Below are 8,851 nucleotides of genomic sequence, written 5' to 3'. Positions count from 1 at the left end.
ACACTTCCCAATCTATCAGTCCAACATGCGCAATGTCGCGGCTCCCACTTTGATTCATACAATGCAAACCGCGGGCAAAATTTCAGACCTACGGCGCTTTCATCAGATACTGGTCAGTGACACAGGGGATGCGGCGGGCTTGTTCGACCGTGAGTTTGGCGTTCAAAGAGGCCAAAGACGTTGGTACGTGAGCGATCTGCATATGAAAAAGCAGCTGTTGCTACGCGGCCTCGGCTGGGGGCGCTTGCCAGAACATCTGGTCATGGAAAACTTAGACCGAGGTGACCTTATGGACATCACCCTCCAGTATACTCATTTCCCTCTTCACAACGAAGTTTTCGTATTTCGTACTTCAGAGTTGTCCATAGGGCCAGTGGCGCAGATGCTCTGGCAGAGCCTTCAAAAAGTCACCTAACATCGCCTTGGTATCACGCACCAGAAAGCCAATTTCCCTAAAGCCGCCGTTCGAGCAGGATGCAGCATTCGACACCTTGGGCTCACAGCCGACATCGGAGCAAGTGCGGCATCAACACTATCCGACGCCTACTGGTAGGTGATCCCGGCCCAGAGCCGACCTTGGACACGGCCCCTGAGTTCTGCACGTGCGCCCGCTAAGCTGACATTCGCCGCGTGGGCAAAATCTGAAGCCACTCGAACTCACAGTTCGCGGGACAAAAGAGACCTTCGCTGCGCATTCATCAATGGCAGCTTTAACATTTGCAATTGCACTTAGATCGCAGAAATCGCCAATGACACGCATGTCCCGATCAGTGCGAGCCCCAATATCGCGCTTATCCAAGGTGGCGTACCTTCCTCATATCTTTTTCTGGGCAACAACCGGCCCGCAGCGACCCACACAGCAAGGCTTATCGCGCTTGAAACGCCAAAGATGGCACCAAGAACGGCCAAACCTAAAAGGTCTGCGCGACTACCCTGCATGACGGAGACCGCAGCAACACATAGAACCCAGGCTTTTGGATTGGTGAACTGAAACCCTGCTAACCCCCAAAATGATGAAGGAAAAGACTGCCCCGAAGGTTCGCCCGCATGCCACGTGCTCAGAAAAAGAGTGGCACCGCCCCACATAAGATAAGCACAACCTAATCCGACAATGATAATTTGAAGAACGGGGAAGGCTTCGAAAACCGACGCCGCCCCAAACCAGCAAACAACGACAAGACAGATCGTGCCTGCGATTATGCCGCCGCATGCCCGCGCAGTCTTGTTTAGTTCACCACCGACAGAGAGAGTCAAAGCGACAAGATTGTTGGGTCCGGGTGTGATCATTGCAACAAAGGCCAGGCCAAAAATACCGGCTACAATTTCTGGCGCCATCATGGCGCGGCCTGCTCTTGGATCGTGGCGTGAGCTGGTTCATTTGATTGTTTTGCCGCCCCAATTTGATGACGATCATGCGGCGCGTTCCAATCTACATCAGGCAAGACTGGGATGATATTGTGTGGGTTGTTAGAGGTATCGTTAAGGTAACTCCCGCGCAGGATTTCCGGAAAATCGACGGTTTCAGCGACGCCGGGCAACGCGTAGAGTTCGCGCGCATATGACCACAGGGCCGGATAATCCGTAAGCCGTTTTCGGCAACAGCGGTGAAGGATAACATAGACAGAATCGAACCGTACTAAGGTGGCAAACAGACGCCAATCGGCCTCGGTAATTTGGGCACCAAGCAGGTATCTTTGATCTGAAAGTCGATTTTCCAACGCATCAAGCGTGGCAAACACTGTTGTCTCGGCTTCATCATATGCAAGCTGGCTTTCTGCAAACCCGGCGCGATAGACCGCATTGCTCAGGTCGGCGAACAACCAGTCAATCATTGCATCAATGTCGCTACGGATTTCAATGGGTGCTAAGTTATAAGACCCGTCTCCGCTCGCCTTTCCCATCTCGCTCAGGGATCGCATGATGGATCGCGAGTCATTGCTCAGAATTGTTAATGCCTTCGCGTCCCAAAGAACCGGAATTGTAGACCTGCCTGTAAATGTCTTGTTGGCGAGAGTATAAAGCTGGTGCAGATGTTCGATGCGCTCGCTCGTGCCCGGCACATTCCAGCTCTCGCCACCATCTATGGCGTAGCCCTCAATGCGTGGACCATGGGCAGTATGAAGCCCGACTTGGCCTTCGAGCTTATGGAGCGATCTCACGATGGTTGCACCATGTGACCATGGGCAACTCTTTGATGCGATCAACCAATAGCGTGGCTCAGATCCAATCGTCGTATTTGCCTCTAACTCGATTGGGTCAGTGAACTTGCTCATTTCACGGATATAAGCGCTATTCTGTATAATTTTATCATCACTTACCCACTTACCTTCAACAATCATTCCCATGATTAACCTCCTGACTTCTCCAAGAGAGTATCAAGAACAGGTGCTTCGTGATGTTGCTAAATTTGTAAATTTTGGTCTATTAATTAGACCATGAAGGATATGCCATTTAATGCTTTGCGTGCTTTTGCGCTGATCTATTCCGAGGGTGGCATCCGCCCGGCGTCGCGCGTTCTCGGGGTCAGCCACTCATCTGTCAGCCGTCATTTGCGAGAGCTTGAGGACTGGATCGGAACCGATTTGATCGACCAGACAGGCAACCGTCGTCCACTCGCATTTACAGCTCAGGGTGTTCAGTTGGGTGAGACGGCGCTGCGCACCCTCTCAGACTTGCGCAAAGTAACCGACAGTTTGCGGGAACGCCGTTTGAACAACTCGGTTCTGGTTGACACTACCCCATCATTTGCTGCGCGTTGGTTACTGCCTCGGCTGCCCGCATTTGAAGCTGAAACACCATGGGTCGAGGTCTCGGTTATTGTTGATCAGCGGCAACGCAGCCCAGATACGCTTGGCTGTGATTTGTCCATTCGAATGGGCCCGGGCCCTTGGGAAGACAGATTGGCCTCTCCACTGATGCCTGACCGGCTGATACCTGTGGCGAGCCCGAGATACTGGAGCCTTAACCCAAAACCGAAAACACCCGATGATCTCAAACGTCATAGTTTGTTGCATGACCGTGACCCCAACACCTCTTGGCAACGCTGGTGCGAAATACATGGCCCGTCCGATCTGGATACGCGCAAAGGACAACGCTTTGGGTCATCCGATCTGGTTATACGTGCTGCCGAGCAAGGGTTGGGCGTAGCACTTGCCCATCGTCAACTGGTGCAGGACAGCCTGACATCTGGCTTACTTGAACCGGCATATGGGCCCCTGTCTCTCGATCTGAAAGATGCCTACTGGATCATATTCGCCCACAAGGAACGCACCAAAGCAGTGACCGCATTTGGCGATTGGTTGAGGGTGAGTGCCGCAACGTCGTAGTGGCGGTTCAAGCGTCCGTCTCGTTTTTGATTGAAATCAGGACCGCAACCAGAACAACAGAACCGCCAAGCAACGTTGCTGTGCTGGGAAACTCTGCAAACACGATAAACGCCAGCATCGGGGCAAGCGGGGTCTCAAGGGCGCTAATGAGTGCCGTCTGGCCTGATGGAACACGCTTTGCTCCCTCGGCGAGGGTGACGGATGCAATGGCGAACAATAGGCCGAACGCTGCCAGTATGAATATCTCGAATGGGTCTGTCTGGAACGGCGCGCCCAGAATGAAGGAAGGTGGCAATAGGAACAAGGACTGCAAAACCGATGGCCCGGCCCCCGGTGTGTTTGGATATTTGCGGTAGATAACCATGATTGTAGCCATGGCAGCGGTCATAACAAGGGCGAGGGTGTCGCCCTGAAGGCTGATCTGGCCCAGGGAGCCAGACACAATAATGCCGACTCCGAAAAGCGCGCATATTGATCCAAGCATGGTACGGCCAGTGATGCGTTCACCGATGGCAAGCCAAGCCAGAAGTGCTGCGATCATGGGCGCAACTGCATAGATCAAAGAGACATTTGCGATGGACGTTAGCTTGAACGCGGGTATGAAAGCTGCCGTGCCAATTGCCCCAACAATGCCGACAACCCAACCGCTGCGGCCCATTTCAAAGAAGTTGTGCCGGAATGTGCCTCGGTTGATGGTCCAGCAAGTTGTGAAAGCCGCTGCAAACAACCCACGCCAGTATATCACCGCCCAAGCCCCGGCAACGACGCCTTTGGTGAAGATGCCTGCTGTACTATAAGTCACGGCAGCAGCAATCAGTAGGAGAACACCGATGGAATATTGCGATCTCGTGCTTGTTGCTGCCATAGTTTCTGCTCAATGTTGTATTTAATCTAATCCATATTCTAGACGCACAAACAGCTATTCTGGATTATCTTATTCATTCAGGTATATATATTTGCAATCCAGATCATCTGACAAACGACAATACCTAAGTCGGTACAATAGAAAAAATAATGTATACCACATGACACGCAATCTCCCTTCTCTAAACGCGCTGCGTGCCTTTGAAACCGCTGCGCGTCATCTCAGCTTCAAGATCGCCGCCGACGAATTGAATGTGACCCCCGCCGCTGTCAGCCATCAGGTGAAAGCACTTGAAGACCTGCTTGGCACGGATCTGTTCTATCGTTTGACCCGCGCCTTGCGATTAACCAAAGCGGGTCAAGCGGCGTTACCGGTCTTGATCGAGGGATTTGACAAACTTGCTGAAGGCGCGGAGCTGATGCGGGACTTCAGCCAAAGAAATATACTGAGCGTCAGTGTCAGTCCTTCCTTCGGTTCAATGTGGCTGGTCCCAAGACTCGACCGATTACACCGGAAACACCCCGACATTGAGATCAGAATCGATGGAACTGACCGCATTGTGGACGTAGCGGGAGGTGAATTTGATGTAGCGGTGAGATACGGGCCAGGCGACTACAAAGGAGTTGAAGTGGATTACTTGTTCAACCAACTCAATACGCCGGTATGCAGCCCCAATCTTTTAGAAGGCGAAAACGCGCTGTTGCGTCCCGAGGACTTGGCTCAGCACACGCTTCTGCACATTGATTGGAAAGATGCGGAAGCGAGCTGGCGTATGTGGCTGCTCGCGGCTGGCCTTCACGATGTCGACCCGAACCGTGGACCACGCTTCACACAGGAAAACATGGCAGTACAGGCAGCTCTGGATGGGCAAGGTGTGGCACTGGTTGGGGATAGGTTGGTGTCTGACCACCTAGCAAACGGGCGTCTCGTATGTCCGTTTGGCTCGGACCTGATGACACCGCTGACGTTCTCATACTACCTGCTAAGCTCACGGGGTAGCTCATCGACCCCCAAGGTATCGGCATTTCGGAACTGGCTGATTGAAGAGATTGGTAGGGCAAATACAGCCAAGTAGCTGCCATTGGTAGACAGCTCAGCATTCGGCACTTTGGGCTCTCCTGACACCTTAGCCGCGATCTACACCAAGGGCCGGTTTGTTATGGATCGACTTTCGCTGCACGCCGCATGAACTGGCACGACGCGGGACAAAGCGACTGTTCGGTGCCAGTGTTTGAACGGCTGCTATGAACGCGATGGCTGGGGGCTAGTCAGTAGTAGGATCCCAAAAATGCACATCGTGATACCTGACACCCGCTGCATAGTTGGAAGCTTGTCTGAGGCGAATTTTGATGCAAAGCGGCCCGCCAGAGCATAGGCAAAGATTGCTACTGCTTCCATTAGCAAAAACGCTGCACCCAACATTGCATAGCTTTGCCAGTAATTTTCCAGAACGACGAATTGTGGGAAAAATGCTGCGAAAATGAGGATCGCCTTTGGATTACTCAGGGCCACCATTGCCTCGCTCCTGAACGCCCGCCCCAAGCGTGCAGGGTGCGCACTGATCTGTGCGACCTCCATCGTGCGCGCGCTACGCCACAGGCTTACCCCAAGCCAAATCAGATATGCTGCACCGACCGCCTTAACTATCCCGAAAACCAATGCCGAGGCTGTGAGGACGACACCAAGACCCAGCGCACTCACAGCAATCATCGGGACAAAAATCAGCAACCGACCAAGAGCGGCCTTCTGAGCGAAGCCAACACCTGCTTTTGCACCGTGTGTCATGGCAAGGAGATTGTTGGGGCCAAACGCCAAGTTCAGTGCGAAGCAAGCCGGAATGAAGAAAATCCATTCAATCATGTTGTTTCACCCTTATTCGCATGGCCCACTTCTAGGCACCGCTTTGCCGCAATCACGGGCGAGCTACGGACTGGAATACCTGTATCCGCTAGCTTGGCTTCAGCCTCACGCATAGATGCCTGAGCCAAAACAATGCTCTTTATGCCCGGTTCCGCTTCAGTTTTTGATTTAATGGATGCCGCGATTGACGCGGCGTAGGCTTCCATATCTCCCGCTTCAAAGAAGGCCCACGCATCACTACAAATTACGACGATGGGGGTGATGTTTTGACCCGCGTCTTTCGCACAATCCCTGAGCAAATTGAGGGTCGCCTCGCGCGTGCTTTCCAAGCACAGGGCGACCAAGACCTTGTCGCCATCCGCGCAGGCCTGCTCCATCAATGGACGATCAATTCTTACAATAGCGTTAGACGACTTTGCGGCATCATCTGCCAGCGGCCCCAACGTGGAGCAGGTGCAGAGCACGGCATCAGCTGTACTTAAGTCTAAGAGCAACGTTTCGACATCTGCACGCACAGCATCGATCCCATCTCGCCGCGCTCTTTCGAGCAAGCTCGCATCGACGTGATGTGTGAGCTGAACATCGCTATCTAAGCTGTCAAAAATCTGATCGAAGGTCGCGACGTGAACGTCAGCGGTATGAAGAAAGGCAATACGCATTGTGAATCTCGTGAATTACTGGAAGGCAGACCTTCGCTGCAAAGCAGAAGGATTGCAATAAGGGCTCAGACCCGCCTTTCGCCACGAAAAACACGAAGGGCCGGTCTGGGATGACGCGCCGTTCGCCGCGCGGCGCACAAACTGGTCTGATGCGGACAAAGTGAGCTTTCGCTGCGGTTGCGCTAACGGCTGCTTCCGTTAGGTGGCGATTGGTTTCGAATGAACGGTTGACTCGATTAGCGTCGCCCGCCTGCGCTCGTGTTGACGAATGCTCTTGCCGACCTTCATATATGAGCATTGCACCTATTGCAGTATCGGGAATTAAAAAGACGCGAAAAAGAGGTGACATGGCCAAACAGTTCGATGCATTGAATGCGAGCCATCGCGATTTCATAAACAGCCAGCAGGTTTTTTTCACGGCCTCGGCGACCCACGACAGTCGGGTCAACGTCTCTCCTCGCGAGATAGGAGCGCTTCGCATTGTCGATGACAACACGGTCATCTATTTGGACCGAACCGGAAGCGGGAATGAAACAGCAGCGCACATGCTGGTCGATGGGCGCATGACCATAATGTTCTGTGCATTCGCAGGACCACCTAAGATTATGCGCCTTTATGGCACAGGTTCTTCGCTGGGTTGGGAAACCACCGAATTTTCTGCACTTATCGCAGAGCACTACTGCGGCGTCATTCCTCTTGGAACACGGCAAATTATGAAGCTCTCTTTTGAGGTGGTGCAAACCTCCTGCGGCAATGGAGTACCGTTGTTTGGCTACCAAGGTGAGCGAGCCGCAATAGAAAACTGGCACAATCACAAAGGTCCCGAAGGTATTAGGGTCTACTGGAAAGAAAAAAATCTCAAGAGCATTGATGGGCTTCCAACGGGTCTCAAGGTGCCGGAGAGCTGATCACCAACCGAAGGCAAGGTGCTGCACCTTATGATTGGTTAGCTTTCTCGCTGGCACGTTATGCCGACTGGCGAAAACGCGCAGCAGGTTTTTTCTACGCTGCAGAAAGGCCGCCATTCGCACACCGCGCAGCATTGGGGTCGACTCTCGCTCGGTGCAGAATAGGACGGTAAGGGTCTTAGCTCGGAATGATAATATATTGCCCCTTCTCTACGTCGTGTCTGAACTGAAAAGATGCGGACAAACCTGACATTTGCGAATTAAGAAGGTATTGTAGATCTGACCGCAGATTGACGTCTGCTTGAAGAGCACTGGTTCGTACATATGGAAGAACTCTGGCTAGAGTACGCAAAAAGACTTCAAGCGCTTGCATCGACAGGGGCTGCATTTACTCGTGATCAGTACGACCGGGAAAGGTACGACGAGATTGCTCAAATTGCCATGGAAATGATGGCTCGGATCGGCGATGTTCCAGTTTGTCGCATCGAGGCGTTAATCGGTCCCTATGCAACAGGTTACATGACGCCCAAGGTCGACGTTAGAGGAGTCGTCTTTGAGAACGACCGACTTTTGCTTGTAAAAGAGAAAAGTGATGGGAAATGGGCACTTCCAGGCGGCTTCGCAGATGTCGGGCTTTCACCTGCTGAAAACATATCGAAGGAAATCTTGGAAGAAGCAGGGCTTGTAGTGGATGTCGCGGCACTGATTGGTGTCCGGCATAAGAGCATGGGGCGCTCTGAACCCGATTCAAGAGATTTCTACAAACTGTTTTTTGCCTGCAACGGTAAGGGCAAAGCGGCTGGGCCCAACGACCCCAGTATTGCAGACCATGCCTACTTTGGGCGCGACACCATTCCAGATTTATCAACTGGCCGCACGACCCTAGTCGACATCGAGATGGCTTTCGACCACCTCAACAACGTCGGAAGAGCAGCTTCCTTTCACTGATTTCTTGGGTGAAAAGGGCTCAGACCCGCCTTTCGCCACGAAATACACGAAGGGCCGGTCTGGGATGACGCGCCTTTCGCCGCGCGGCGCACAAACTGGTCTGATGCGGGACAAACGCGACCTTGGATTTCCAACCTTCGCTGACGCAGTATCTGTTCGCAGGTGCAGCATGTTCATCGCTGCGATGTAGCTGATGTCGCTAGAATGGTCGTCAAGTCGGGCAAAAATAACAGTAACCCAACCTATTGAATTTAATATGATAAAGCTCGTTGACCTCAACTTAAC

General features: G+C 52.7%; 10 protein-coding genes. 5 read left to right on the top strand and 5 right to left on the bottom strand.

Annotation, left to right across the window (positions count from 1 at the left end; translation table 11 throughout):
• Nucleotides 1-415 (top strand): LysR substrate-binding domain-containing protein (locus tag V6N04_RS16725; RefSeq protein WP_371171338.1); only part of this gene is annotated, 415 nt, incomplete at its 5' end.
• Nucleotides 416-729: 314 nt separating this feature from the next.
• Here the strand turns inward: V6N04_RS16725 and V6N04_RS16720 are convergent.
• Both V6N04_RS16720 and V6N04_RS16715 read right to left on the bottom strand, forming a co-directional pair.
• A complete protein-coding gene (locus V6N04_RS16720; RefSeq protein WP_371171337.1) occupies nt 730-1,338 on the bottom strand; it encodes a LysE family translocator in 609 nt (202 codons plus the stop codon).
• Nucleotides 1,335-2,345, bottom strand: coding sequence for a glutathione S-transferase C-terminal domain-containing protein (locus tag V6N04_RS16715; protein ID WP_371171336.1), 1,011 nt, complete (start codon nt 2,343-2,345; stop codon nt 1,335-1,337). The genes V6N04_RS16720 and V6N04_RS16715 overlap by 4 nt, the downstream gene beginning before the upstream one ends.
• 99 nt (nt 2,346-2,444) lie before the next feature.
• Between V6N04_RS16715 and V6N04_RS16710 the strand changes: the two genes are divergently transcribed.
• The gene (locus V6N04_RS16710) at nt 2,445-3,326 is read left to right on the top strand and encodes a LysR substrate-binding domain-containing protein (protein ID WP_371171335.1); all 882 of its coding nucleotides are present in this window, start codon (nt 2,445-2,447) and stop codon (nt 3,324-3,326) included.
• A 7-nt stretch (nt 3,327-3,333) separates the two neighbouring features.
• On the opposite strand, the gene V6N04_RS16705 is transcribed toward V6N04_RS16710, so the two are convergent.
• Nucleotides 3,334-4,191 (bottom strand): DMT family transporter, encoded by an 858-nt coding sequence (locus V6N04_RS16705; protein WP_371171334.1) that lies wholly within the window; start codon nt 4,189-4,191, stop codon nt 3,334-3,336.
• A 160-nt stretch (nt 4,192-4,351) separates the two neighbouring features.
• Between V6N04_RS16705 and gcvA the strand changes: the two genes are divergently transcribed.
• A complete protein-coding gene (gene gcvA, locus V6N04_RS16700) occupies nt 4,352-5,266 on the top strand; it encodes a transcriptional regulator GcvA (RefSeq protein ID WP_371171333.1) in 915 nt (304 codons plus the stop codon).
• A 167-nt stretch (nt 5,267-5,433) separates the two neighbouring features.
• Here the strand turns inward: gcvA and V6N04_RS16695 are convergent, their stop codons facing one another.
• Nucleotides 5,434-6,051 (bottom strand): LysE family translocator, encoded by a 618-nt coding sequence (locus V6N04_RS16695; RefSeq protein WP_371171332.1) that lies wholly within the window; start codon nt 6,049-6,051, stop codon nt 5,434-5,436.
• Nucleotides 6,048-6,710 carry a hypothetical protein gene (locus tag V6N04_RS16690; protein ID WP_371171331.1) on the bottom strand — a complete coding sequence of 221 codons (663 nt, stop codon included), beginning with the start codon at nt 6,708-6,710 and terminating at the stop codon, nt 6,048-6,050. Before V6N04_RS16690 ends, V6N04_RS16695 begins: the two co-directional genes overlap by 4 nt.
• Before the next feature lie 347 nt (nt 6,711-7,057).
• Here V6N04_RS16690 and V6N04_RS16685 point away from each other — a divergent pair, with 347 nt between their 5' ends.
• Both V6N04_RS16685 and V6N04_RS16680 read left to right on the top strand, forming a co-directional pair.
• Complete coding sequence (locus V6N04_RS16685) at nt 7,058-7,618, top strand: pyridoxamine 5'-phosphate oxidase family protein (protein WP_371171330.1); 561 nt, start codon at nt 7,058-7,060, stop codon at nt 7,616-7,618.
• A gap of 324 nt (nt 7,619-7,942) precedes the next feature.
• Nucleotides 7,943-8,566, top strand: coding sequence for an NUDIX hydrolase (locus tag V6N04_RS16680; RefSeq protein ID WP_371171329.1), 624 nt, complete (start codon nt 7,943-7,945; stop codon nt 8,564-8,566).
• Nucleotides 8,567-8,851 lie beyond the last annotated feature (285 nt).

Origin of the sequence: Aliiroseovarius conchicola (assembly GCF_041403445.1) — a bacterium.
Classification (GTDB): domain Bacteria; phylum Pseudomonadota; class Alphaproteobacteria; order Rhodobacterales; family Rhodobacteraceae; genus Aliiroseovarius; species Aliiroseovarius conchicola.
This window is presented reverse-complemented; position numbering and strand designations above follow the sequence as displayed.

Bases quoted from the DNA above. Each gene is read 5' to 3' on its own strand.
- V6N04_RS16720 (WP_371171337.1), bottom strand. From the start codon at position 1,338: ATGATGGCGCCAGAAATTGTAGCCGGTATTTTTGGCCTGGCCTTTGTT.
- V6N04_RS16715 (WP_371171336.1), bottom strand. From the start codon at position 2,345: ATGGGAATGATTGTTGAAGGTAAGTGGGTAAGTGATGATAAAATTATA.
- V6N04_RS16710 (WP_371171335.1), top strand. From the start codon at position 2,445: ATGCCATTTAATGCTTTGCGTGCTTTTGCGCTGATCTATTCCGAGGGT.
- V6N04_RS16705 (WP_371171334.1), bottom strand. From the start codon at position 4,191: ATGGCAGCAACAAGCACGAGATCGCAATATTCCATCGGTGTTCTCCTA.
- gcvA (WP_371171333.1), top strand. From the start codon at position 4,352: ATGACACGCAATCTCCCTTCTCTAAACGCGCTGCGTGCCTTTGAAACC.
- V6N04_RS16695 (WP_371171332.1), bottom strand. From the start codon at position 6,051: ATGATTGAATGGATTTTCTTCATTCCGGCTTGCTTCGCACTGAACTTG.
- V6N04_RS16690 (WP_371171331.1), bottom strand. From the start codon at position 6,710: ATGCGTATTGCCTTTCTTCATACCGCTGACGTTCACGTCGCGACCTTC.
- V6N04_RS16685 (WP_371171330.1), top strand. From the start codon at position 7,058: ATGGCCAAACAGTTCGATGCATTGAATGCGAGCCATCGCGATTTCATA.
- V6N04_RS16680 (WP_371171329.1), top strand. From the start codon at position 7,943: ATGGAAGAACTCTGGCTAGAGTACGCAAAAAGACTTCAAGCGCTTGCA.